At 70.8% G+C, this 24,981-nt stretch carries 19 protein-coding genes and 1 pseudogene; 9 read left to right on the top strand and 11 right to left on the bottom strand.

All coding sequences use genetic code 11. The features are described 5' to 3' along the window. The first annotated feature begins 11 nt into the window (after nt 1–11). Entirely contained in the window at nt 12–1,265 is a 1,254-nt protein-coding gene (locus ACFY16_RS01715; protein ID WP_390645074.1) for a M14 family zinc carboxypeptidase, read from the top strand. Between the two features lie 54 nt (nt 1,266–1,319). On the opposite strand, the gene pepN (ACFY16_RS01710) is transcribed toward ACFY16_RS01715, so the two are convergent. Together pepN (ACFY16_RS01710) and ACFY16_RS01705 are read right to left on the bottom strand one after the other, a co-directional pair. Further along, the gene (pepN, locus tag ACFY16_RS01710) at nt 1,320–3,893 is read right to left on the bottom strand and encodes an aminopeptidase N (protein WP_390645073.1); all 2,574 of its coding nucleotides are present in this window, start codon (nt 3,891–3,893) and stop codon (nt 1,320–1,322) included. A gap of 4 nt (nt 3,894–3,897) precedes the next feature. Further along, on the bottom strand, nt 3,898–5,220 hold the full coding sequence (locus ACFY16_RS01705) for an RNA-guided endonuclease InsQ/TnpB family protein (protein ID WP_390645072.1): 1,323 nt from the start codon (nt 5,218–5,220) through the stop codon (nt 3,898–3,900). Between the two features lie 28 nt (nt 5,221–5,248). Between ACFY16_RS01705 and ACFY16_RS01700 the strand changes: the two genes are divergently transcribed. Further along, complete coding sequence (locus ACFY16_RS01700) at nt 5,249–5,455, top strand: Arc family DNA-binding protein (RefSeq protein ID WP_390645071.1); 207 nt, start codon at nt 5,249–5,251, stop codon at nt 5,453–5,455. Continuing rightward, nucleotides 5,455–5,724, top strand: a pseudogene (locus ACFY16_RS01695) (DUF1203 domain-containing protein); the annotation flags it as partial. The gene ACFY16_RS01700 and the pseudogene ACFY16_RS01695, both read left to right, overlap by 1 nt. A 93-nt stretch (nt 5,725–5,817) precedes the next feature. Here ACFY16_RS01695 and ACFY16_RS01690 read toward each other — a convergent pair. Beyond that, nucleotides 5,818–6,837: an aspartate-semialdehyde dehydrogenase gene (locus ACFY16_RS01690; RefSeq protein WP_390645070.1), complete on the bottom strand. Its 1,020-nt coding sequence runs from the start codon at nt 6,835–6,837 to the stop codon at nt 5,818–5,820. Nucleotides 6,838–7,311: 474 nt separating this feature from the next. Here ACFY16_RS01690 and ACFY16_RS01685 point away from each other — a divergent pair, with 474 nt between their 5' ends. Continuing rightward, complete coding sequence (locus ACFY16_RS01685) at nt 7,312–7,839, top strand: RNA polymerase sigma factor (RefSeq protein ID WP_390645069.1); 528 nt, start codon at nt 7,312–7,314, stop codon at nt 7,837–7,839. 1 nt (nt 7,840) lies between these two features. Then, on the top strand, nt 7,841–8,584 hold the full coding sequence (locus ACFY16_RS01680) for a hypothetical protein (protein WP_390645068.1): 744 nt from the start codon (nt 7,841–7,843) through the stop codon (nt 8,582–8,584). A gap of 58 nt (nt 8,585–8,642) precedes the next feature. Here the strand turns inward: ACFY16_RS01680 and ACFY16_RS01675 are convergent, their stop codons facing one another. Further along, nucleotides 8,643–11,951 (bottom strand): S8 family serine peptidase, encoded by a 3,309-nt coding sequence (locus ACFY16_RS01675; RefSeq protein ID WP_390645067.1) that lies wholly within the window; start codon nt 11,949–11,951, stop codon nt 8,643–8,645. 287 nt (nt 11,952–12,238) lie between these two features. On the opposite strand from ACFY16_RS01675, the gene ACFY16_RS01670 reads away from it, so the two are divergent. From ACFY16_RS01670 to ACFY16_RS01660, 3 genes are all read left to right on the top strand, one after another. After that, nucleotides 12,239–12,703 (top strand): NUDIX hydrolase, encoded by a 465-nt coding sequence (locus ACFY16_RS01670; RefSeq protein WP_390645066.1) that lies wholly within the window; start codon nt 12,239–12,241, stop codon nt 12,701–12,703. A 308-nt stretch (nt 12,704–13,011) separates the two neighbouring features. Next, a complete protein-coding gene (locus tag ACFY16_RS01665) occupies nt 13,012–14,157 on the top strand; it encodes a serine hydrolase domain-containing protein (protein ID WP_390645065.1) in 1,146 nt (381 codons plus the stop codon). A gap of 195 nt (nt 14,158–14,352) precedes the next feature. Continuing rightward, the gene (locus ACFY16_RS01660; protein WP_390646070.1) at nt 14,353–15,534 is read left to right on the top strand and encodes a glycosyltransferase; all 1,182 of its coding nucleotides are present in this window, start codon (nt 14,353–14,355) and stop codon (nt 15,532–15,534) included. A 15-nt stretch (nt 15,535–15,549) separates the two neighbouring features. On the opposite strand, the gene ACFY16_RS01655 is transcribed toward ACFY16_RS01660, so the two are convergent. From ACFY16_RS01655 to pepN (ACFY16_RS01645), 3 genes are all read right to left on the bottom strand, one after another. Beyond that, a complete protein-coding gene (locus tag ACFY16_RS01655; RefSeq protein WP_390645064.1) occupies nt 15,550–15,807 on the bottom strand; it encodes a GNAT family N-acetyltransferase in 258 nt (85 codons plus the stop codon). Nucleotides 15,808–15,903: 96 nt separating this feature from the next. After that, nucleotides 15,904–16,971, bottom strand: coding sequence for a hypothetical protein (locus ACFY16_RS01650; protein WP_390645063.1), 1,068 nt, complete (start codon nt 16,969–16,971; stop codon nt 15,904–15,906). A 205-nt stretch (nt 16,972–17,176) separates the two neighbouring features. After that, entirely contained in the window at nt 17,177–19,792 is a 2,616-nt protein-coding gene (gene pepN, locus ACFY16_RS01645; protein WP_390645062.1) for an aminopeptidase N, read from the bottom strand. 135 nt (nt 19,793–19,927) lie between these two features. On the opposite strand from pepN (ACFY16_RS01645), the gene ACFY16_RS01640 reads away from it, so the two are divergent. Beyond that, on the top strand, nt 19,928–20,590 hold the full coding sequence (locus ACFY16_RS01640) for a DsbA family protein (protein WP_390645061.1): 663 nt from the start codon (nt 19,928–19,930) through the stop codon (nt 20,588–20,590). 36 nt (nt 20,591–20,626) lie between these two features. Here the strand turns inward: ACFY16_RS01640 and ACFY16_RS01635 are convergent, their stop codons facing one another. Genes ACFY16_RS01635 through ACFY16_RS01620 form a run of 4 tightly spaced genes read right to left on the bottom strand, consistent with a single transcriptional unit; the run spans nt 20,627 to nt 24,924 of the window. Then, nucleotides 20,627–20,860 carry a hypothetical protein gene (locus ACFY16_RS01635; protein ID WP_390645060.1) on the bottom strand — a complete coding sequence of 78 codons (234 nt, stop codon included), beginning with the start codon at nt 20,858–20,860 and terminating at the stop codon, nt 20,627–20,629. A 43-nt stretch (nt 20,861–20,903) separates the two neighbouring features. Next, nucleotides 20,904–21,542: a response regulator gene (locus ACFY16_RS01630; RefSeq protein WP_390645059.1), complete on the bottom strand. Its 639-nt coding sequence runs from the start codon at nt 21,540–21,542 to the stop codon at nt 20,904–20,906. Beyond that, nucleotides 21,539–22,732: a sensor histidine kinase gene (locus ACFY16_RS01625; RefSeq protein ID WP_390645058.1), complete on the bottom strand. Its 1,194-nt coding sequence runs from the start codon at nt 22,730–22,732 to the stop codon at nt 21,539–21,541. Before ACFY16_RS01625 ends, ACFY16_RS01630 begins: the two co-directional genes overlap by 4 nt. 5 nt (nt 22,733–22,737) lie before the next feature. Beyond that, complete coding sequence (locus tag ACFY16_RS01620) at nt 22,738–24,924, bottom strand: MMPL family transporter (RefSeq protein WP_390645057.1); 2,187 nt, start codon at nt 24,922–24,924, stop codon at nt 22,738–22,740. Nucleotides 24,925–24,981: the final 57 nt, after the last annotated feature.

Below are 24,981 nucleotides of genomic sequence, written 5' to 3'. Positions count from 1 at the left end.
GCAGAAGGGGTTTGGAACTGTTGTATCCGTCCGTCGGCGAATTGGAGCGTCAGGGCCGGGCGTTGGTCGCGGCGGCACCCCGGGTGCTGAGGCTGCGTGCCGTCGGTGAGAGCCGGGCCGGACGGCCCCTGTGGCTGCTGTCCGCCGGGCACGGGGACCGGCAGATCCTCACCGTCGCCGGCGCGCACGCCAACGAACCGGTGGGCGGGGCCTCCGTGCTCCGCCTCGCCAGGTTGTTCGCGCGCCGACCGTGGGCGCTCGACCGGCTCGGCTGCACCTGGCACTTCCTGCTCTGTCTCGATCCCGACGGGGCGCACCTCGCGCAGGGCTGGGCGCCGGAGGAGCCGGAACCCTCCCTGGAGCAGTGCCACCGCCACTTCTACCGGCCCGCGTTCGCCCGCCAGCCGGAGTCGCTGCCCGCGCCGGGCGAGAAGCGGGAGCCACTGCCCGAGTCGGCGGCGCTCGTACGGCTGCTGGACGAGCTGAAGCCGGTGGCGCAGTTCACGCTGCACGGCATCGAGTTCGGCGGCGCCTTCGCGATGCTGACACGGGAGGTCGCCGGTGCGGCTCGCGCCATCCGGGAGACGGCGGCGTCCCTGCGTATTCCCCTCGACGACCACCCCTGCGACGGCCCCGACTGGCACCCCGACCCGCCCGGTGTGCTGCTGCTGCCCGCCGACCGGGCCGGAAGCGAACGCGATCCGAGCGGCTTCGTCGCCGGGAGCACCTGGCTGTACCCCCTGCGCCACCGCACCCTGACCGCTCTGATCGAGGCGCCCGCCTGGGCCGTCCCCGCGGTGAGCGACGCCCGCCCCGCCCCCGACCCGGAACGGGAGGTCGCACGGGTCGGCGAACTGCTCCTGGCCCGCACACGCGAACTCACGGCCGTGCTCGCCGAAGGCCGGAACACCGCCGTCCCCGAGGACCTGGCACCCCTGCACGACGCCGCCACGGAACTCCTGGACGTGGCACCGTCGATCGTCGACACCTGGGCCGCGGAGGAAATCAGCGGTTCCCGTGGCCACTTCGCCACCCTCGGCATCGCCGCCCGGCGCATCCCGCTGCGCATCGCGGCCATGACCCGCCGAACCCTCGCCCACACCGACCCCCGGACGGCGGGAGCCCTCGCCGACCTGGTGCGCGAGTGGTGCCAGGAGCTCACCAAGACATACGACCCGCGCTGGGTACCCGTGTCCGCCCAGACCGGACTGCACGTACGAACGATGATCGACATCGCCCGGCGGGTGTGCCCGGAGGGCGGGTGACCGACCTGGTCACCCGCCCTCCGTCAGCACCGGCCAGGACGAACCAGGACCGAACTAGGACGCAGCCGCGTCCGCCGCCTGTGCCTTCAGGGCGCGCTCGACGCCCGAGCGGGACTCCGAGATCAGCCGGCGCAGGGCCGCGCCGGGCTCGGCGGAGGCCAGCCACTCGTCGGTCTTGCGCAGGGTCTCCTCCGAGACCTGGATCGACGGGTAGAGGCCGATCGCGATCTGCTGGGCCATCTCGTGCGAACGGGAGTCCCAGACGCCCTTGACCGCCTCGAAGAAACGGTCGGTGTACGGGGCGAGCAGCTCGCGCTGGTCGGTCTGGACGAAACCGCCGATGACCGCCTCCTGGAGCGCGTTCGGAAGCTTGTCGGACTCGACGACCGACGCCCACGCCTCCGTTTTGGCCTCCTCGGTCGGGCGGGCGGCCCGGGCGGTCGCCGCGTGGCGCTCACCGGCGGCCGTCTTGTCCCGCTCGTACTCGGCCGCGATCTCCGACTCGTCGAACCGGCCGACCGCCGCGAGGCGCTCCACGAACGCCCAGCGCAGCTCCGTGTCGACGGCCAGGCCCTCGACCGACTGCGAACCGTCCAGCAGCGCCTCGAGCAGGTCCAGCTGCTCCGGCGTACGGGCCGTCGCCGCGAACGCCCGTGCCCAGGCCAGCTGGTGGTCGCTGCCCGGCGTGGCGGCCTGGAGGTGGGCCAGTGTCGCCTCCGTCCAGCGGGTCAGCAGGGCCTCGCGGGTCGCCGGGTCGGCGTACAGGTCGATCGCCAGCTTCAGCTGGCGCTGCAGCGACTGCACGACACCGATGTCGGACTCCTTGCCGATGCCGGACAGCACCAGCGACAGGTAGTCGCGGGTGGCGAGCTCCCCGTCGCGGGTCATGTCCCAGGCCGACGCCCAGCACAGCGCGCGCGGCAGCGACGACTCGAAGTCGCCCAGGTGCTCCGTCACGAAGGCCAGGGACCGCTCGTCCAGGCGGACCTTCGCGTACGACAGGTCGTCGTCGTTGAGCAGGATCACGTCCGGGCGGCGCTTGCCGACCAGTTGCGGTACGGCCGTCAGCTCGCCGTCGACGTCCAGCTCGACGCGCTCGTCGCGCACCAGCTTGCCGCTGTCGTCATCGAGGTCGTACAGGCCGACCGCGATGCGGTGCGGGCGCAGAACCGGCTCGCCCTTCGCGCCGGCGGGGAGCGCCGGGGCCTCCTGGCGGACGGCGAAGGAGGTGATGACCCCGTTCGCGTCGGTCTCGATCTCGGGACGGAGGATGTTGATCCCCGCCGTCTCCAGCCACTTCTTCGACCAGGTCTTCAGGTCCCGCCCCGAGGTCTCCTCCAGGGCGCCCAGCAGGTCGGACAGGCGCGTGTTGCCGTACGCGTGGCGCTTGAAGTACGCCTGCACGCCCGCGAAGAACTCGTCCATGCCGACGTACGCGACGAGCTGCTTCAGCACGCTCGCGCCCTTGGCGTACGTGATGCCGTCGAAGTTGACGAGCACGTCGTCGAGGTCGTTGATCTCGGCCATGATCGGGTGGGTGGACGGCAGCTGGTCCTGCCGGTACGCCCACGTCTTCATGGAGTTGGCGAAGGTGGTCCAGGAGTGCGGCCACCGCGACTCGGGGTGGTAGGCCTGGCAGGCGATGGACGTGTAGGTGGCGAACGACTCGTTCAGCCACAGGTCGTTCCACCACTCCATGGTGACCAGGTCGCCGAACCACATGTGGGCCAGCTCGTGCAGGATCGTCTCCGCGCGCACCTCGTACGCCGCGTCGGTCACCTTCGACCGGAAGACGTACTGGTCGCGGATGGTCACCGCACCCGCGTTCTCCATCGCGCCCGCGTTGAACTCCGGCACGAAGAGCTGGTCGTACTTCTTGAAGGGGTACGCGTAGTCGAACTTCTCCTGGAGCCAGTCGAAGCCCTGCCGGGTCACCTCGAAGATCGCGTCCGAGTCGAGGAACTCGGCGAGGGAGGGACGGCAGTAGATGCCGAGCGGCACGCTCTGCCCGTCCTTCTCGTACACGCTGTGCACCGAGTGGTACGGGCCGACGATCAGCGCCGTGATGTACGTCGAGATCCGCGGCGTCGGCTCGAAGACCCAGACGTCGTCCTTCGGCTCGGGCGTCGGCGAGTTGGAGATGACGGTCCAGCCGGCCGGCGCCTTCACGGTGAACTGGAAGGTGGCCTTCAGGTCCGGCTGCTCGAAGGAGGCGAAGACGCGGCGGGCGTCCGGCACCTCGAACTGGGTGTAGAGGTAGGCCTGCTCGTCGACCGGGTCGACGAACCGGTGCAGACCCTCGCCGGTGTTGGTGTACGCGCAGTCGGCGACGACCCGGAGGACGTTACGGCCCTCCAGCAGGCCCGGCAGCGCGATCCGGGAGTCCTTGAAGACCTCGCCCGCGTCGAGCGGGTCGCCGTTGAGCGTGACCTCGTGGACGGCCGGAGCCACCAGGTCGATGAAGGACTCCGTGTTGCCTTCGGCGACGTCGAAGCGCACCGTGGTCACGGACCGGTAGGTACCGCCCTCCTGAGCGCCGGAGAGGTCGAGATCGATCTCGTACGAGTCAACGGTGAGCAGCTTCGCCCGCTGCTGCGCCTCTTCGCGAGTCAGGTTTGTGCCAGGCACGCGGTCATCTCCTCGTTATGTTTGACATCCTCCCCCTCCCGAGGAGGGGGATTTCAACCCGGTTGGGTTGAGGTTCACGGACGCTCGAGCGGCCGATGGCCGCCGTCATCCCTCCGGCACAGGCTGATCGCCGGGGCGAGGGTATCCCGCCCTGTCCTGCCGCGACGTTGATGGCTGCGTTCTCGTCCGCGTTGCAGGTAAAGCCGCAGGATACGCAGACGAACTCGGCTTGGCTCTTGCGCGAGTCCTTCTCGATCCAACCACAGGCACTGCACCGCAGACTCGTGTAGGGCGCGGGGACGTCCTCGACCCGGCCCGGGGCCTTCTCGCCGGTTCGGCGCCGCAGAAGACCCCAGCCCTGGGCCAGGATCGCTCGGTTCAGCCCGGCCTTGGCGCGTACGTTCGCGCCAGGCTGCTCGGCCGTGCCCTTGGCCGAGCGGGTCATGTTCTTGATGTGCAGTTTCTCGAACCGGACCAGATCGCAGGTACGGGCGAGCATCGTCGAGGTCTTCTCGCACCAGTCCTTGCGCCGATTGGCCTCACGCGCTTTCAGTTGTGCGACCTTGGCGTACTCGGCGGCCTTGCGCTCACTGTCCTTGGGAGCACGGGCGGCGCGCCGCTCATGCTTACGCAACCGGGCGCGCTCCCCGGTGGTGAGCTGTGGGCAGTTCAGCTTCCGCCCGTCAGACAGCGCAGCGGTGATTCTTACGCCTCGATCGACGCCGATGACCTCGCCTGTGCCCGGGGCCGTGATCGGTTCGGGGCGCAGGGGGAAAGCAAGGTGCCATTGGCCGTTGCGGTAGGTGACGCGGAAGGTCTTGGCCCTCGGCAGCCCGGCGCGGGTGAGGCGGAAGCGAACCCAGCCGCAACCGGGTACCTTCACCTGCGCCCAGTTCCGGTTCAGCCTCTGCACCACCACAGACCGGCCCATGACCTGCTTGCCTGTCTTCGAGTTCACCAGCGGCGTCCCGTCGGGGTTGAACTCAGGTACGCGGTCGACGCCGATGACGTGGAAGCCTTCATGTTTGTGCTTCTTGCGCCAAGTCGGCTCACCGAACCCGGAAGCGAACGTGGCGGCCTTGGCCTTGGCGAAGTCTTGCAATGCCTGCTGCTGCACGTCCGCGTTTCCGGCGCGCAGCCACTCGTTCTCCCGCCTGGCTTCGGTGAGCTGCCTGCACTGCGCGGCAAACCCCGGTGCGGACCTGCGGCCCGGCTGCCAGTGCGAGTGCTGTTCGACAGCCAGATTCCATACGTACCTGGCGTGCGCACAGTGCAGCAGCATCCGCTGCTCTTGCTCACGCGTCGGGTACATCCGCAACCTGGACATAGGACCACTCTAGTCCAAAAATGGTCCTATGAAGCATGTAAACCTAAGGCTTCCCGATGAACTGCACGAATTGGCCAGAGCTGCTGCCGCCGCCGACGACCGCTCCTTGAACTCCTGGCTGGTTGCCGTCGTACGACGCGCGGTCACCCCAGGTGAGACGCCTCGTCCCCCGGGCACTGGCGCGGCGGATCCCGCCGACGCCGGTACTCCCAAGCGAGTGGAACCTGATGTCTGAATCCCGCCGGTGACGACGAGCAGGGGCCTGTGTTCGTCCACGCGGAGGAGTGTGGGCGTCCGGGCACGGACGTCCTCCCCTTCACCAACGCCCACCGCGCAGTGCGCCGCTACTCGGCCGACGGACGCATTCTGGGCGGACGGCTCGTCGACGATGCGACGGAGTCCGGGTGGGCCTTCGAGGAGGAGTTCGCGGACCCCGAGGTGGTGCTCGTCCATGTGCGGGCCGTGGAGTACGGGTGCTTCCTGTACGAGGTACGGCGACCGTGACCGGGTGGCCGAACGGCGTCGCGCAGCGTGCAGGGGCGGTCACCGGCATCCGGTGACCGCCCCTGCACGCGCGTACGAGCATGCGCGTACGGCTTACTCGGCCGACAGCTCCTGCGCCACCAGCTCCGCGATCTGCACCGCGTTCAGGGCCGCGCCCTTGCGGAGGTTGTCGTTGGAGATGAACAGGGCCAGGCCGTTGTCCACCGTCTCGTCGCTGCGGATGCGACCGACGTACGACGCGTCCTGGCCGGCCGCCTGGAGGGGGGTCGGGATCTCGGAGAGGGCCACGCCCGGGGCGCCGGCCAGCAGCTCTGTCGCGCGCTCCACCCCGATCGGGCGGGCGAAGCGGGCGTTGACCTGGAGGGAGTGGCCGGAGAAGACCGGGACGCGCACGCACGTGCCGGAGACCTTCAGCTCCGGGATCTCCAGGATCTTGCGGGACTCGTTGCGGAGCTTCTGCTCCTCGTCCGTCTCGTTCAGACCGTCGTCGACGACGGAGCCGGCCAGGGGGAGCACATTGAAGGCGATGGGCCGCTTGTAGACCTGCGGCTCGGGGAAGTCGACCGCCTGGCCGTCGTGGGTGAGCTTGTCGGCGTCGGCGACGACCTTGAGCGCCTGGCCGTGCAGCTCGGCCACACCGGCGAGACCGGAGCCGGAGACCGCCTGGTAGGTGGCGACGACGAGGGCCTCCAGGCCCGCCTCCTCGTGCAGCGGCTTCAGGACCGGCATCGCGGCCATCGTCGTGCAGTTCGGGTTGGCGATGATGCCCTTGGGGCGGTCGGCGATCGCGTGCGGGTTCACCTCGGAGACCACGAGGGGTACGTCCGGGTCCTTGCGCCAGGCGGAGGAGTTGTCGATCACGACCGCGCCCTGGGAGGCGACCTTCTCGGCCAGCGCCTTCGAGGTCGCGCCGCCCGCGGAGAAGAGGACGATGTCCAGGCCGGAGTAGTCGGCGGTCGCCGCGTCCTCCACCGTCACGCCGTCCAGGACGGTCCCCGCGGAGCGAGCCGAGGCGAACAGGCGCAGCTCGGTGACCGGGAAGTCCCGCTCGACCAGGATCCTGCGCATGACCGTGCCGACCTGACCGGTGGCTCCGACGATTCCGACCCTCACGGCGACTCCCTTGGCGTGCGTTTACTCGTGTGTGACTGATGGGGCATTTCCATCATGCGGCCCACCCCGGTCCGCCTGTCCAATTCTTTGCTCCTCATGCCCGGACAGTGGGACACCCCGACCTCACGGCCCCTTGCGGAACTCCGGCCTGCACCCCCCGTGAGCTGGAGAAATTCGCCCCCCGGGGGATGCGTGCCGCAATCTGTGCTGCCGGGCGCGGCGATGTGACGTACGCCTCCGCGGGCCGCTCTCAGCGCTCCGGCTCCACCCGCCGGCTGCCGATCGTGCGGATCTGGGGCAGACCGGGCGGCACCGGGTGCATCCCCGCCCCTCACCGATCCGGCGCACCGGCTTGAGGTGCTCGTCCAGCAGGGAGGGAAAATGTGGAGGTCGTCGGTCCGGAAAACTCCGCCGAAGTGAGCCGAACGTTTTGGAGCGCCGCCGCGTCGTAGGGGAAACGCGGGGAGGGGAGGGGTGGCTGTGCTGCGCAGAAAGGGCCGCCGCGGCCAGGGGGTGGACGACCCCCTGGACGCGGCCCAGGAACGCCGGGTGCGTGCGGTGCTCGCGCTCGGCGGCGTACCGCAGGCGGACCTGCCGGACGGGGTGCAGCAGGTCCGCCTGCGGTTGCTGGAGCGGGCGGCGAGGGGGGACGAGGCGCCGCGTGACGTGTCCGCGTGGGTAGCGGTCGTCGCCTCGAACCTCGCGATGGACTGGCACCGCAACAAGCGCCGCCAGGAGCGGATCGGGGAGCGACTGGCCTCCCTGCGCCAGCACGAACACCCCTCGGGCGAGGACACCAGCCTGCTCTCCCTCGCCGTCGCCCAGGGCCTGGACGAACTGCCCGACGCCCAGCGCCAGGTCCTCGTCCTGCGTTTCTACACCGATCTCTCCGTGCGCGGGATAGCCGAGGAGCTCGGCATCCCGGAGGGCACGGTCAAGAGCAGGCTGCACACGGCGGTCCGCGCGCTGCGCGCCCGCCTGCACGAGGACGAGGTGGTGTGACGTGGCCGAGTACGAAGGCATGGACGCGCTCATGGCCGCGATCACGGACGAGCCGCTGACCGAGGAGGCCCACGACGACGCCGAGTTCATGGCGGAACACCGGGCCGCGGTGGCGGACGTGGCTGTGCTGCGCGCCCAGTTGACGGACCTCGGGAATGCCCTGGCCGACCAGGGGGAGGAGAGGAAGCCGGTCCCGCGACGGACTTCCAAAAAGCGCACCCGCCGCCCGGAACGGGCCCCCAGGAACCGTGGCCGCCGTGCCCTGGTGGTGGCGGTGGGAACCCTCGCCGCGGCCGCGGTGGGCACGATGGTCGTCGGCCTGGGATGGCTCGTCGCGCACGGCGGGCCCGGTGGGGCGAACGACAGCTCCTCGGCGTCCAAGGCGGACGGCGGAGACGCGAAGGGGGCGGAGTCCATGCTCAGCGCCCCCGGCTACATCGCCTGTTCCCGGCTCATCGCCGAGGGCACGGTCGCCGAGGTCGAGCCGGCACCCGGCAGTGCGCAGGACCGGATCACCCTGGACGTGGCCCGCTACTACAAGCCGGACAAGGGGAAGGACCGGATCACCTTCGTGATGGACGAGGACGTCGACCCGCGGCTGCACAAGGGCGACCACGTCCTGGTCGGCATCCCGCGCGACTCGGCGTCACCCGACATCTGGAGCACGCGGGAGCAGGACATCGCCCACGACCGGGCCTGGATCCTCAAGGCGTTGCCCCAGTCCCGAGGCCTCCCGTGTGAGTGAGAAAAGGGCGGGCGCCCGTTCCCGGACGCCCGCCCCGCACCAGCCGTAGGAGCAAGGGCTACGGCGTGACCTTCTCGATCTTCACGCTCGCGACGCCCGCGACCGTGCCGCGCGCGTTCACCAGCTGGGCCTGGCCGAAGAACTCGCGTCCCTCGGGTGCGGCGGCCAGCGCGGTGACCGAGCCGGAGACCGTCGTCGACTCACCCGTGGCGAGCTTCACCGGCGCGGACTCGTCGACGGTGACGGAGCCCAGGGCGGCGGAGAAGAAGACGTCCTGGTAGTCGTAGTCGGTCGAGCCGGCCGGGACCGCGTAGCCCACGACCTTGATGGTGTACGTACCGGCGGCCGGTGAGGCGAGGGAGACCGCCTCCTCCGAGTCGCCGTCGGCGGACTGGCCGACCTGCTTGCCGGTCGCGTCGTAGACCGTCAGGTCCAGGTCGGCGGACGCGTCGGAGACGTTGCCGATGGCGACGTCCAGCGACTTGGCGCCCTCGGGCACCTCGACCGTGGTGGTCTGCGTCTCGCCCTCCTTGATGGCGGGACGGGCCGACTTGGCCGAGCCGAGGGGGCCGCCCACCAGCTTGCCGTCGAGGGCGGCGAAGTTGTTCGTCACCTTCCAGGAGGCGGCGGACGGGACACCGGCCTTGGCCTCGGGCACCGTCACGGTCTCCGGGTCGAAGGCCGCGCCGAGCACGGACACGTCGACCTTGTAGGGGTTGTCGAGGAGCGGCGAGGTGCGGCGCGACTCGACGTCGATCTCCCAGACACCGGCCTGCGGATCGGCGTACGAACGCACGTCGGGCTTGCAGCCGTTGCCGTCGAGGTAGTTGTTGTAGCAGTACGGGGTGCTGGTGTTGTCGACCGGCGTGCCGTACGGGTGGATGGCGAGGAACCGGGTCTGGCTCTTGTCCTTCAGCCCGCCGATCGCGACCTCCAGCGACGTCGCGCCCTCGGGCACGGTCACGAAGTACGACTGGGAGCTGTTGCGCTGGACGGTGTTCGACGCGGAGAAGGTGTACTTCACCGGAGTCGAGACCACGACCGTGGTGAGGATCTGCTGGTCGAGGCCCTCGGTCTTCGGGTCGTCGACCTCGAGGATCGCGCTCTTGATGCCGGCGGACTTCGGCGCGGCCTGGACCTTGACGGTCACCGGCTGGTTCAGCGGCAGCTTCACCTCGTCGGAGCCGACGATCCTGAAGGTGTCACCGGCGTTGTTCTCGAAGTGCAGCTCGTGCCGGATCGCCTTGTCGGCACCGGACGTACGGGTGATGGTGATGTCGTACGTCTTCTTCTGGCCGGCCTTCAGGCCGCCCTCGCGGTCGTAGAGGCCGGTGCCGAAGCCCGGCGTCTTCAGCGCGTAGTCGATCGCGGTGTCGACCGGGGCCTTCACCGTGTAGTCGTGGGCGGTGGCGCCGTCCTCGATGGCGTCCCAGGCGTCCACGATGTTGATGCTGCCCGCACCCTCCTCGTACGCCTGCACACCCTTGATGTGGTCGGCGGTCGAGGTCAGCGCCGTGCGCAGGGCCGCCGGGGTGAGGGCGATGCCCTTCTGCTCGGCGGCGCTCAGCAGCAGCGCGGAGGCACCGGCGGCCTGCGGGGACGCCATCGACGTGCCCTGGAGCATCGAGTAGCCGGCCGGCAGCGAGTAGCCCGCCTCGGCGACCGGGGAGCCCGGCAGCCAGGTCTGGGTGGTGTTGATCGCGGCGCCGGGGGCGACGAGGGTCGGCGTGAAACCGCCGTCCTCACGCGGGCCGCGCGAGGAGAAGGGCAGCAGCGCGTACGACTTCGTCACGGCCGAGCCGTAGTTGGCGGCCCAGGTCGCCTTGGAGATGCCCGCGCCGACGGAGATCACCTTGTCGGCCAGGCCGGGGTCGCCGATGGTGTTCGCGCCGGGGCCGGAGTTGCCCGCGGAGATCACCAGCTGGACGCCGTAGGTGTCGATGAGGCGCGTGTACAGCTCGGCGCGCGCGTTGTTTCCGTCGTTCAGCGCCGGCAGGCCGCCGATCGACATGTTGACGATGTCGACACCGCGGTTGACCACCAGGTCGATCATGCCCTCGGTGAGCGCGACGTTGGTGCAGCCGCCGGTCCAGGTGCAGGCACGGGACGAGACGATCTTCGCGCCCGGGGCCGCGCCGTTCATCTTGCCGCCGAACAGGCCGTTCGCGGCGGTGATGCCGGCGACGTGCGTGCCGTGCTCGGACTCGATGACGCCGATGTTGACGAAGTCGACCTTCTTGCCGACCCAGTCACCGCCGTAGGGGTCCATCGGCACGTCCTTGCGGATCTGCACGACGAACGGCTGGCGCTCGACGACATCGGTCGCCGGGTTGTCGGTACCGAAGTAGCCGACCTGGTAACCGTCCTTGTACGGCTTCAGCGGCTCGTCGTCGCCGAAGTCGAAGTTGTTGTTCAGGTCGACGCGGACCGTGCCGGCCGCCGCGTCGTACAGCACACCCCACGAGTCGGTGGTGTCACCGTCGCGGTTGGCGTCGCCGGCGGCGTCACCGCCGGTGGTGTACGACTCCTTGAACGTGCTGATCTGGTACGAGCCCGCCGGCGCCGTCCAGGTGCGGCCGCCGTAGGTGAACGAGGGCCCGGACACGGAGGTGACCATCGGGCGCCAGGTGTTGTCGCTGTCGACGATCGGGTCGGTCGACGTCACCCAGTCGACGATCTTGCGCTCGCCGGTGGTGGTCTTCTGCAGCGCCGGGTGGCCCAGGTCCACGCCCGAGTCGAGGATGCCGATGGTGATGCCGCGGCCGTCCGCCTTCGGGTGGTCCTTCACGAAGTCGACGGCGCCCGTCTCGAAGGACGGGTTGTACGGGTTCTCGGCCGGGGTGTTCTTGCCAGGTGCCGGGTAAGTGGCCGCGGTGCCCGCGGACTTGACGCCCTCGGCGGTGTCCGCGCTCGGCGTGGGGTCGTCGAGCTGGATCTCCTGCCGCAGGTCGATGGCCTGCACGGAGGACAGCTTCGCGGCGGCGGCGATGGCCGAGTCCGCCGTGCCCGTCGGGACGGTGGCCCGGACGTAGCCGAGCTTGTCATAGGTGCGGCCCACGGAGCCGCCCTTGACCGCGTCCAGCTTCTCGGCGACCTGCTCGGTCTGGCCGGGCGCGGTCGCGACCATCAGCGTGACGGTCTTGTCGCCGTCCGCCTTGGCCTGGGCGAGCCGGTCGGCGTCGTCGGAGCCGAGCTTCTCGCCCGCGGACTTGACGCCGGGGTCCGCCGCGGCCGGCGCCTGGTCCGCGGAGAAGGCCATGGGTATCGGTCCGGCGGCGGAGAGCGCGGCCACCAGCCCGGCGGCCAGGGCTGTGCGGACCACGCGTCTCGCGCCCGGTATCGGTTCACGCTGGGGGTTGAGGGTCATCGGCATCCCTTGTAGGTAAAGGAACGAGCGTGGAACGACCGGACCGATCGGCCCTGGTCGCGATCGTCCGGACTGGGGCCCCGGACGATCGCTCAGCTTTACCCAAGGGACAGGTGTTTGGGGAGGGTTGACCGAAACGATATGGATGTATGGGGAAAACCCGCGATGGATTTTGGGGGGCTAACCGGACATCCTGTGGCATTTCTGTGAACCGTCGGCAGGGTGACCTACGCGCGTATTTGTCCTTCCGGGGGAGCGAGCCGCACGCCCCCGGCTAACGTCTTCGTGTGCGCAAGAAGTTGAGAGTGGCCGCCTACGCCGTCTGCGTCCGCGACGGACAGATCCTGCTCGCCCGCTCACCCGCCCCCGACGGCACCCCCGAGTGGGTCCTGCCCGGCGGCGGCATGGAACACGGTGAGGACCCCTACGACACCGTGCGGCGGGAGGTGACGGAGGAGACCGGCTACCGCATCGACGTCACCGGCCTCCTTGGCGTGCACTCCGTCCGCCACGTCTTCCGCCGGGAGGGCCTGCGCCGCTCCGCCGACCATCACGGCGTACGGATCGTCTACGAGGGCCGGATCGCCGGCGGTGAACTGCGCAACGAGGTCAACGGCTCCACGGACCTGGCCGCCTGGCAGGACCTGGACGCCGTATCCGGACTGACCCGGGTGCGGCTGGTCGACGTGGCGCTGAAGCTGTGGCGTGAGCGCCCGGCCGTCGGACGCCTCGCGGAGGAGCCGCGAGAATAGTCGCCGGAAAATGGGCGGTGCCGCGAGAACAGGCGCCGGAAAATGGGCGGTGCCGCGGTCGTCTCCCTGCTTGGCCGTCACCGCAACGTCCTGGCCTGGACTGCTGTTGCCCGGCCGCGTGCCGGCCTTCGACACCCCCCGGCGCCCGCCCCGACAAGGCGGGCGAGGCGCGGGACCGCAACACCGAGCTGGTGCTCAAGAAGGGCTAAAACTGGCTCAACTGGCGTAACGCCAGGCAACCCCGTGCACAGCCTGCGAGTCCGTCCCCTCGACCAAGCCCCGACCGGGCTCGACGAAGGGGAAAGAACATGTCGGTACGTACGGTCCTGGTGCAAGCGACGGCCGTGGCGCTGTCGGTGGCGGCGCTGGCCGCACCCGCGGTGGCGGCGGCTCCCGCCGGAAACGGCTCTCATGACGCGACCCGCCGAGCCGTGGAGGCCGCCGTCGCCGACGGCGTGCCCGGGGTCACGGCGACGGCGCAGGACGGGCGGAAGGTCTGGGCGACGACGGCGGGCGTGGGCGACCTCGGCACGGGCGAGCCGCGTTCGGCGGCCGACCGCTACCGCGTCGGCAGCATCACCAAGACCTTCGTGGCCACGGTGTTGCTCCAGCTGGAGGCCGAGGGCCGTCTGTCGCTGGACGACACGGTGGAGAAGTGGCTGCCGGGCGTGGTCCACGGCCACGGCCACGACGGCCGCCGGATCACCGTCCGCCAGCTCCTCAACCACACCAGCGGCATCTTCAACTACACGGCGGACGACGACTTCGGCCGCACGTACTTCCTGAAGGACGGCTTCGACGAGCACCGCTACGACACGAAGAAGCCGGCCGACCTGGTCGCGGTCGCGATGTCCCACGCGCCGGACTTCGCCCCCGGCACCTCCTGGAACTACTCCAACACCAACTACGTCCTGGCCGGCATGGTGATCGAGAGCGTGACCGGCCGCCCGTACGCCACCGAGATCCGCCACCGCATCATCGAGCCCCTGAAGCTGACCGCCACGTCCGTCCCCGGCACCCGGGTCACCGTCCCGCGGCCCAGCAGCCGCGCCTACTCGAAGCTGGCGCAGACGGCCACGGGCCCGACGTACGACGTCACGAGGCTGAACCCCTCCATCGCCTTCTCGGCAGGGGAGATGATCTCGGACTCGGCCGACCTGAACCGCTTCTACCGGGCCCTCCTGCGCGGCAACCTGCTCCCGCCGAAGCAGCTGAAGGAGATGAAGACCACGGTGAAGGCCGAAGCCCTCCGCAACGTCGACTACGGCCTCGGCCTCATGGACCGAGAGCTCAGCTGCGGCGTCCACGTCTGGGGCCACGACGGCGGCATCCACGGCTCGGTGTCCTCGGCGGTGACGACGGCGGACGGCCGTCATTCGCTGGCGGTCAACTTCAACGGGGACTGGTCGGGGGAAGGCGAGGCGGTGATCGAGGCGGAGTTCTGCGGGGAGTAGACGGGGAGCGGAGGGGGAGTGGAGCGGCGCGGAGAGGAGCGGACGGGTGTAAATCATCAGACACCGACACGAAGCGCCGCGTTAACCCGTACGCAATGTCTGTAACGCCTCATATCGGCTAACCCGCACTTCACGGGGGATGGCTTGATATGGGTGCAAGGCGGTGATCGTGTGCGTGGCGGACTCGGGCTGCGGGTGCTGTCGGTCTACGAGGGATTCTTCTCCGGCGGGGCTCGGATCCTGCACAGCGATGTCGTGCTGGGGCTGCGGGAGGGCGGGCAGTACCAGCGGGTGCTGAGCGTTCACGGCGAGGTGCACCGTGAGGCCACCCGGCAGCGGATGGAGGACGACGCCTGCTACCGGGCGCTGACGGCGGCCGGGGTGGGTGTCGGCTCCCTGGGCCGCACCTTCGGCGCCAGCGGTGATCCGGCCGTTTTCAGCGGGCCGGAGCTGGCCGAAACGGCTCGGGCCATGGCGGACGCCGACGTGATCCTGTCGCTCAAGGAGCAGCCCCTCGCGCTGCTCAACCAGGCGGGCCTGCCGCGCCGCCCGGTGGTGGTCTGTCTGCACCGCTCGGACCCCGAGAACCAGGGTCCGGCGCTGGACGAGCTCAAAGCCGCCATCGCCGACGGCACGGTGGCGGCCTGCGTCTGCTGCGCCGAGTCGACCCGGGCCGCGTACGAGGCCGCCGGGATCCCGGGGGAGCTGCTGCACGTGATCCCGAACGGGGTGGATCTGTTTCGCTTCCGCCCCGACGCGGCCCGGCGGCTCGCGCTGCGGGTGGAGCTCGGCATCCCGGACCCGGCTCCGGTGGTCGTCTTCGCAGCCCGGTACGCGGCGATGAAGAACGTCCCGCTGTTCCTGCGGGCCGCCCGGGCCTGGCTCCGCAGCGAGCCCGACGGGCAGGTGCTGATGTGCGGGGCGGGCATGACGTCGGCCAACCCGGCGCTCGCGGCGGACGTCGGGGCCGCTTTCGAGGGCGAGCAGCCACCGGCCGGGCGGTTTCACCTCCTGGGCGTGCGGCGCGACATGGAGGTCGTGTACGCCGGCGCCGACGTGGTCGCGCTGACCTCCGCATGGGGCGAGGCGGCCCCCTTGTGCCTGATCGAGGGCATGATGTGCGGCGCCGTCCCCGTCGCCACCGACGTCGGCGACAGCGCGGCGATCGTGACCGGGCACGGGATCGTCACCCCGCTGGACCCGGAGGCCGTCGCCCGGGCCTGGAGCGAGGCGGTCGCCGGCCGCACCGCCCTCGCACCGGCCCTCGCCCGCAGCCGCGAGCGTTTCAGCCGTACGCGGATGATCGCGTCGTACGCCGAACTGATCGACCGCGTGCACGCGCGGACGACCCGGCCGTCCCTGCCGGAGCCGTTGTAGGAGCCCCGGCCCAGGTCAGTGACGCAGATCCACGCGCGGGTCGATCGCCCAGTGGTTGCTGTGCAGCACCCGGTCGGCGAACGTCACGTCGAGCCGGCCGGGCAGCCGGAACCCCAGGGAGCGGCAGATGCCGTTCGAGGGTCCGTTGCCGGTCGCCGGGAAGGCGTGGACGACTCCCCAGCGGTTCTCCTCGCGGGCCTGTTCGAGGAGCATGCGGACGGCGCGCTTGCCCACGCCCCGTCCCTGGAACTCGGGGTCGAAGAACGTCTGCACGTCGTGACGTGACGGAGCGCTTTACGAGGAGGGGCCGCCCGGATCGACTCCGGCGGCCCCTCCTCTCCCCTCCTGATGCGTACGCCCGGTCCCTCACTACCGGGGCAGCACCACGACATACGCGGCGGGATCCCGGTCCCCTGACGCCATCAGGGCCGTACGGACCACCGCTGCCTGCTGCTCCATCGCATCGCGGAGCTTCCTCGGGGTGATGTGGACGACCGTGATGCCCAGCCGCTCCAAGTGCTCGCGCTTGCGGGCGTATTCGGACCACAGCGCGTCCTCGTCCTGGCGGGGTGCGCGGGTGTCCAGCTCCACCGCCACCGCGTGCTCCGGCCAGTAGGCGTCCAGGCCGCCCAGGTGCGGGCCGCCCGGCAGGCGCAGGTCGATGTTCCACACGGGGTCGGGCAGGCCGTACTCCCGGACCATCCGGTACAGGCGGTCCTCCGCGATCGCGCGGCCCTCGGCCAGCAGCGAGTCCACGGCGTCCACGACGTGCGGGCGACCGAGCAGCTTGGCCTGGGTCAGCTCACGTACGACGGCGGCCGGTTCGCAGTGGCCGCCGCGTACCGACTCCGTCAGCAGCCGGCGTACGGCGGCCCCGTCCGCCAGCTCCGCCACCGCGTCGGCCAGGGCGCGCGGGACCGGGGCGACCGGGAGGCCCGTGACCTGGCGCGGGGTGGGGAGGGCGGGGGTACGCACGATCCGCGCGCAGCCCGCCGAGCGCAGCCGACGCAGCCGCGGGACCAGGACGTCGATCTTCTCCAGGGACGGAAGCGGGGGAGTGGAGGCGAAGCCGTGCAGTGTCAGGGCAGCCAGCCCCGTGATCATCACGTCGTCGTACACCGGCCGTTGGGTTTCCCCACGACCGTCGCCATCGGGCTGAACCGGCACCACCGCGCGCTGTGCGACGCGCGCTGCGTACATCAGCACCGCGTGCAGCCGCTCCTCGCTGGTCGGCGGGCCGGGGTGGAGCAGGTACACGCCCGGCAGGAACTGCTGCCAGGGGCCGCCGGCGCGGCACTGTTCGTTCGCCTCCGCGGGCGAGACGCCGTGCGAGCGGAGCTGGGCGGCCGTCATGACACGGCGGTTCAGCTCGGAGAGGTGACGCACGGGACGGGGGGAGAATGGCGGGACCGGGGGGAGCGGGGTGTTGTGGTTCATGACCCGGAGATTCCCGCGTCCGATCCGCCCTTTAACCGCTGTTACACACCCGTCGGAAAATCCGGACAAGACAGCACTAAAGGACGGGTGTTCGGGAGCCGAAGGTCACGGAAAACCCCTGGTCCGTTCGGGTGGGACCAGGGGTTACGGCTCCTATTGCCTGAATTCCGTAACGGCTACGGAGTACGCGATCCCCGGGGCGGGATCAGCCGGCCGCCGCAGCGTCGCAGGCCTGTCCGCGCAACGCCCGTGCCAGGTCGTCCCGCGCCTCCAGCACCAGCCGGCGCAGCGCCGGAGCCGCCTCCTCATGGGCCGACAGCCAGGCGTCGGCGGCGGCCAGCGTCTCGGCCGAGTCCTGGAGGGACGGGAACAGGCCCCGGACCACGTCCATGCCGATCTGGATCGAGCGGTCCCGCCACACCCGCTCGATCACCGCGAAGTACTTCTCCGCGTACGGCGCGAGCAGCTCCCGCTGCGACGACTGCGCGAAGCCCGCGATCGTGGCCTCGACCAGCGCGTTGGACAGCGCGTCCGACTCGACCACCTGCGCCCACGCCTGCGCCTTGACCGCCGCCGAGGGGCGGGCGGCGAGGCAGCGGACCTGGTGGCGCTTGCCGGACGCCGTGTCGTCGCGGGCCAGTTCGGCCGCCAGCACGGCCTCGTCCGCGGTGCCGTGCGCGGCCAGCGGCTCCAGGAACGCCCAGCGCAGCTCCTGGTCCACTACCAGCCCGTCGATCGTCGCCGTGCCCTCCAGCAGGCCCTGGAGCAGCTGGAGATCGGCCGCGCCGGACGCCACCGTCGCGAAGAACCGCGCCCACGCCAGCTGGTGCTCACTGCCCGGTTCGGCCAGCCGCAGCTCCTTCAGCGCGCCCTCCGCGAGCAGCCGCTCACCGGTCTTGCGCCACTGCGGTGCCACGTAGTGGACCAGCGCCGAGCCGGCCCAGGCGTGCAGCATCTGGAGCACGCCGATGTCGGACTCGCGGCCCGCGAACCGCAGCACCAGGTCGACGAAGTCCCGGGCCGGCAGCAGCGCGTCCCGGGTCAGGTTCCACAGCGCCGACCAGCACAGGGCGCGGGCCAGCGGGTCGGTGATGTCGCCGAGGTGGGCGCGGAGCGTGTCCAGCGACGTCGCGTCGAAGCGGATCTTGCAGTACGTCAGGTCGTCGTCGTTGACGAGGACCAGCTCCGGTGCCTCGGCGCCGGCCAGCTCCGCCACGACCGTCCGCGGGCCGTCGACGTCGGTCTCCGCGCGCGCGTACTGCTCCAGGGCACCGCCCGCCGTGCGCCGGTACAGGCCGATCGCCACCCGGTGCGGGCGCAGCTCGGGGTGCACCGCCGACGGGGTCGGCTGATCGAGCACAGCGGCGGCCTCCTGGAGCACGGCCAGCTCGGTGATCCGGCCCTCCGCGTTCAGCAGCACCTGCGGGGTGAGGGAGTTGACGCCGGCGGTCTGCAGCCAGGACCGCGCCCACGCGGCCATGTCCCGCCCGCTGGTCTCCTCCAGGACCGACAGCAGGTCGCCCAGCCGGGTGTTGCCGTACGCGTTGCGCTTGAAGTAGCGCCGGGCGCCCTCCAGGAACGCGTCCTGGCCGACGTACGCCACCAGCTGCTTCAGGACGCTCGCGCCCTTGGCGTACGTGATGCCGTCGAAGTTGAGCTTGGCGTCCTGGAGGTCGCGGATGTCGGCGGTGATCGGGTGCGTGGACGGCAGCTGGTCGGCGCGGTACGCCCATGCCTTGCGGCGGTTGGCGAAGGTGATCCAGCCGTCGGTGAAGCGGGTCGCGCCGACCAGCGAGAACGCGCCCATGAAGTCGGCGAAGGACTCCTTCAGCCACAGGTCGTCCCACCACTCCATGGTGACCAGGTCGCCGAACCACATGTGCGCCATCTCGTGCAGGATCACGTTGGCGCGGCCCTCGTACGACGCCCGGGTCACCTTCCCGCGGAAGATGAACTCCTCGCGGAAGGTCACCAGACCCGGGTTCTCCATCGCGCCCAGGTTGTACTCCGGCACGAACGCCTGGTCGTACTTCCCGAACGGGTACGGGTAGTCGAAGTGGTCGTGGAAGAAGTCCAGGCCCTGCTTGGTGACCAGGAAGACGTCGTCGGCGTCAAAGTACGGTGCCAGGCCCTTGCGGCACAGGGCGCCGAGAGGGATCTCCAGCGTCGTGCCGTCGGCGAAGGCGCGGGAGTAGGAGTCGGTCACGTAGTGGTACGGGCCCGCCGTCACGCACGTGATGTACGTCGAGATCGGCTTGGTCTCGGCGAAGCGCCACACCCCGTCGGTGAGTTCACCGGCCCCGTTGCTCCACACGACCCACCCCTCCGGCGCCCGCACCTCGAAGCGGAACGGGGCCTTGAGGTCGGGCTGCTCGAAGTTGGCGAAGACCCGGCGGGAGTCGGCCGGCTCGTACTGGGTGTACAGGTACACCTCGCCGTCCTCGGGGTCGACGAAGCGGTGCATGCCCTCGCCGGTGCGCGAGTAGGCGCACTGGGCGTCGACGACGAGCTCGTTGTCCGCGGCGAGATCCTCCAGCAGGATCCTCGACCCGTCGAAGACGGCCCCCGGGTCGAGGTCCTTGCCGTTGAGCGTGACGGCCGTGACGCTCGGCGCGATCAGGTCCGCGAAGGTGGCGGCGCCCGGCTCGTTGCAGCGGAAGCGCAGCGTGGTCACCGAGCGGAAGGTGCGTGGCTCACCGTCCCGGCCGCCTTCCCCGTCTCCGACGGCGGAGCGGAGGTCCAGGGACACGTCATAGCTGTCGACGGACAGCAGGGCGGCCCGCTCCCGGGCCTCGTCGCGGGTCAGATTCTCACCGGGCACGAGCGGCACTCCCTCGGGTGGTGTTCAGCATGTGGACAGGACCGATCCTGCCATGCGCCCCTGACGCCGGGCACCCGGGAATGGGGTGGTCCAGGCAGGTGTTGCGACTCCAAAGACCGCATCCCGAGGAGAGCCATGTCCGACACCGCGACCGCTTCCGCCAAGACTCCCGTCGACTTCTGGTTCGACCCGCTGTGCCCCTGGGCCTGGATGACGTCCCGGTGGGTGCTGGAGGTGGAGAAGGTCCGCGACATCGAGGTCCGCTGGCACATCATGAGCCTGGCGGTGCTGAACGAGAACCGGCTGGACGAGCTGCCCGAGGAGTACCGCGACATGCTCGCCACCAAGGCGTGGAAGCCGGTGCGCGTGGTCACCGCGGCCTGGCAGAAGCACGGCGCCGAGGTCCTGGGGCCGCTCTACACCGCGCTCGGCACCCGCTTCCACAACAACGAAGAGGGCCCGACCCTCGAGGCCATCGCGGCCGCCCTCGAGGACGCCGGCCTGCCCGCCGACCTCATCGAGTACGCCGACCAGGAGGACTTCGAGTTCGACGCCGAGCTGCGCGCCTCCCACAAGGAGGGCATCGAGAAGGTCGGCCAGGACGTCGGCACCCCCGTCATCGCCGTCCCCGGCGCCGACGGCGAGCAGATCGCCTTCTTCGGCCCGGTCGTCACCCCCGCCCCGAAGGGCGAGGAGGCCGCCCGCCTCTGGGACGGCACCCTCGCGGTCGCCTCGGTCCCGGGCTTCTACGAGATCAAGCGCACCCGGACCAAGGGCCCGGACTTCAGCAACCTGTGAGCGTCCCGTAGCCGACCGCCGGCGAACCGCCGGCGGTCACTCCTGCGGATCGGGCGGGGCGGGCACCCGGAACTCCTCCGGCAGGCTCGCCCCGTCCCCCTTCGCGTACCAGCGCTGGAAGCGGAGGCAGCCGACGGCGGTGCAGCGCCAGTAGTCGTGCACGTACCGCACCTCGACGATCGTCCTGACGGCGGCCTTCTCCTCGTCCGTCAGCGGCCTGAAGTCCTGCATGTCGCCACAGTTCCGGCAGTCCAGGTACTTGGTGGCCATGGATTGCTCCCCTCGTGTCGTACGCGCCGTCGTGTCGTACGCGTTACGGTCCCCGCAGCAGCCCCCGCTCCAACGCCACCACCACCGCCCGCGTCCGGTCGTTCACATCGAGTTTGGCGAACAGCCGGAGCAGATGGGTCTTGACCGTGGCCTCGGAGATGACGAGCCGGCGGCCGATCTCCGCGTTGGTCAGCCCGTCGGCCACCGCGCTCAGGACGTCGGTCTCGCGCGCGGTCAGCGGATCCTGGGCCGGGCGCCGCATCCGCGCGACCAGCTTCTCCGCCACCCGGGGCGCGAGCACCGTCTCGCCGCGCGCCGCCGCCCGGATCGCGTCGACCAGCTGCTCGCGGGTCGTGTCCTTCAGCAGATAGCCGATGGCGCCCGCCTCCACCCCGCGCTCGATGTCGGCGTCGGTGTCGTACGTCGTCAGGATCAGCACCCGGGTACGCGGGTGACGGGCGACGATCTCGGTCGTCGTCCTGACCCCGTCCAGCACCGGCATGCGCAGGTCCACCAGCGCCACATCGGGGTCGTGCCGGGCGACCAGGTCGAGGGCCGCCCGGCCGTCGCCCGCCTCGCCGACGATCTCGATGCCCGCCTCGCCGTCGAGGAGCGCGATCACCCCGGCCCGCATCACCGTGTGGTCGTCCACCACCACGACCCGCAGCTTCCCCTCGCTCATGCCGCCCCCTCGCCGCCCGGCGGAACGACCGCCAGGACCCTCGTCCCGTCCCCGACCGAACTCGTCACCGTCAGCCGCCCGCCCAGCTCCGCCAGCCGCTTGCGCATCCCGTCGAGCCCGAAGCCCGTCGAGGCCTCCACCACGAACCCGGTGCCGTCGTCGGTGATCTCCAGCTCCACCCCGTACGGCCGCCGGGCCAGGATCACCCCGACCGTGGACGCGCGGGCGTGCTTGCGCACGTTCGCCAGGGACTCCTGGGTGCAGCGCAGCAGCGCGATCCGGGTCTGCTGGTCGCAGTCGAGGTCGGCCAGCTCCGCTTCCACGGTGAGCCCGGTGTCCTCCGCGAACCGGTCCAGGATCCGGCGCAGCGTCCGGTCGACCGACCCGGCCGCCGCCCCGCCCGGCTGCCCCGCCGAGCCGACCAGCTCGCGGGCCTCGGCGAGGTTCTCGCGAGCCGTCGACTCGATCGAGCGCAGCTGACGCGCACTGCGCCCGGGGTCGGCGGCGAGTCCCGCCCGGGCCGCCTCCGCGAGGACGACGATCGACGCGAAGCCCTGCGCGAGCGTGTCGTGGATCTCCCGCGCCATCCGCTCCCGCTCGTCCGCCGCGCCCTGCCGCTGGTGCGCCTCGGACAGCTGCTCCTGAGTCCGCTTCAACTCGTCGATCAGCCGGGCGCGTTCGATGCTCTGCTCGACCACCGCGTGCGCCCACAGCCCGATCAGTACCCCCACGGCGACGACGATCAGGGTGGACACGGTGGTCTCCCCGAAGAACTCCGCCGACCAGCCCTGCTGCACCCAACTCCCCACCAGTGTCCCGGCGGTGGCCAGCCCCAGGAACCCCATCGAGGCCCTGGGCGTCCGCCCGAACATCCAGTAGTGCGGCAGCGTCACCATGAACAGCGCCGCGTAGCTGGTGCGCAGATACGCCAGCCCGCCGAGCGCCAGCACCAGCACGGTGAGATAGCCGTGCGGCCGTACCACGGGATTGCCGGGGAAACGGAGCAGCACGGCGAAGCCCAGTGCCACGCCGGCGAGCAGCGCGAGCGCCGCGTAGGTGCTGCCGCCGGGCCGCCCCATCGTGGCGATCCCGACGGCCATCGCGGCGAACAGCACCCAGCACACCGTGTTCCACCGGTGCAATGAGGTGGACCAGAAGGCATCGGCGGACGGTCCGGCGAGAGCTGTCATACCGATCAACGTACGTCGACCAGGGTGTTCTCGGGGGCGGGTTCGGCCCGCTGGACCGGCCGTACCGGCCACCAGGTCCGCTCGCCGAGCAGCAGGAGCGCCGACGGCAGGATGAGCACACGGACGACGAACGCGTCGAGGAGGACGGCCGCCGCGAGCACGAAGCCGATCTGCTTCATCTCGATGATGTGCAGGAAGACGAAGCTCACGAAGACGGTCGTCATCACCACCGCGGCACTGGTCACCACGCTCGCCGAGCGCCGGATCCCGTCGAGGACCGCCTGCCGCGTGGGCGTTCCGGCGAGCACCGCTTCCCTGATCCGGCTGACCACGAACACCTGGTAGTCCATGGACAGCCCGAACAGGATCACGAAGAGGAACAGCGGTACGCGCGAGCCGATGGAGCCGGTGGAGTGGAAGTCGAGCAGCCCCTCGGCCCAGGTGTGCTGGAAGACGAGGACGAGCAGGCCGAGCGCGGCCGCCGCCGACAGCAGGTTGAGCACGACACCGAGCAGGCCGAGGACGACGGAGCGGAACGCGTACAGCGTCATCAGGAAGGTCACCAGCAGCAACGCCCCGAGGACCAAGGGGAGTTTGCTGTTCTGGTGGGCGGGATAGTCGGTGTAGCGGGCCACGTCACCGGTCACGCCGTACTCGGCGCCCGCGACCCGGCCGACGGTGGCCGGCAGGTAGTCGTCGCGCAGGTGGTCCAGGGAGTCGTACGCCTGCGGCGAGTCGCCGAGGTACGGCACCCTCAGCTCCAGCGTGCTGATCCGGTGGTCGGCGGAGGTCCGGATCCGGGAGGCGCCCGCGAACAGCGGGTCGGCGTCGGCGCGTTCGGCGAGCTCGCGCAGCGCTCCGCCGACCTCCGTGCCGTGCGAGGCGTCGGCGCGTACGACGACCTGGTGGGTGACCCGGTGCTCGGGGAACGCGGCGTTGAGCCGGTCGTACACCCGCATCGCGGGGATCTCGCGGGAGTGCGTGTCCCGGCTCATCTCCGTGATGTTCAGGCCGGTCAGCGGCAGGACCAGGGCGAGCAGGGCGAGGACCGAGGCGCAGAGAGTGGCGAGCGGATGCCGGGCGGCGGGCCGCAGCAGCGCCGTCCAGAACCGGCCGCCGTCCTCCGGCTTACGGGTCCGTCGGGCCGGCTTCCCGCGCTCCGCCCGCCGCCGCGCCCTGCGCTCGGCCCGCCTGCCGAGCACGGTGAGCAGGGCGGGCAGCGCGGTCAGCGAGCTGGCCACCGCGACCAGGACGACCACGACCGTGCCCGTCGCGAGCGAGGAGAAGATCACGTCGGAGGCCAGGTACAGCGTCGCGGTGGAGGCGACGACCGCGAGCCCGGACACCACCACCGCGTGCCCCGAGGTCGCCGCCGCCAGCTCCACCAGCGCCTCCGGACTCAGCCGGCCACCCGAGCGGGCCCGCTCCTCCCGCTCCCGCTTGAGATGGAAGAGCGTGTAGTCGACGCCGACCGCGAGGCCGATCATGAGGATGACGTTCGTGCCCACCCCGGCGTCGGGAGAGAGATGCGAGGCGACCATGGCCAGCCCGACGGCCGCCGCGATCGACGACAGCGCCAGCAGCAGCGGTACCGCGGCCATGGTGAGCGAGCCGAACACGACCAGCAGGGTGACGAGCGTGACCGGCAGCGTGATCTTCTCGGACAGCGCCAGGTCGTCGCCGCGCTGCTGGTCGACCCCCTTGCTGATGGAGGGACTTCCGGTCTCTTCGAGCAGCAGCTCCGGATGGTCCTTCTGTACGGCCCCGGTCTGCGCGACCAGCGCGTCGACCTTGTCCTTCGCGTCCCGTTCCTCGCCCTTGACGGACACCTCGACCATGAGGACGCGGCCGTCGGAGGACCGTACCGGGGCGGCCACGCCCGCGACCTCGGGCAGCCGCTTCATCCGGGCGGTGAGGTCCGTCGCGGCGGAGGCGGCGGCCCGCTCGTCCAGGGCGCCGGAGCGGGCCGAGATCAGCACCTGCTCGGCGGACAGGCGTTCCAAATGCCCCTCGGCGGCCATGGCCTCGGCCCGGCCGGCCTCGCCGACCCGGTAGTCGGCCGTCTTCGCGCTGTTGGTGCCTACGGCGCTGCCGACTCCCAGGCACAGCGCCACGAACAACAGCCAGCCCAGGAGCGCCCGCCAGGGGTGCCGCGCGCTCGAGCGCGCCATGCGTACAGTCAGTGTTCTCATGCCCGAAAGCCTCGCTGAGCAGGGCAGTCGGGGGACACGGGTGCTCGGTTGAACCTG

Origin of the sequence: Streptomyces sp. NPDC001315 (genome assembly GCF_042896175.1) — a bacterium.
Taxonomy (GTDB): Bacteria; Actinomycetota; Actinomycetes; order Streptomycetales; family Streptomycetaceae; genus Streptomyces.
Note: the sequence above shows the minus strand (reverse complement) of the source record. Positions and strands in the feature narration are given on the sequence as shown.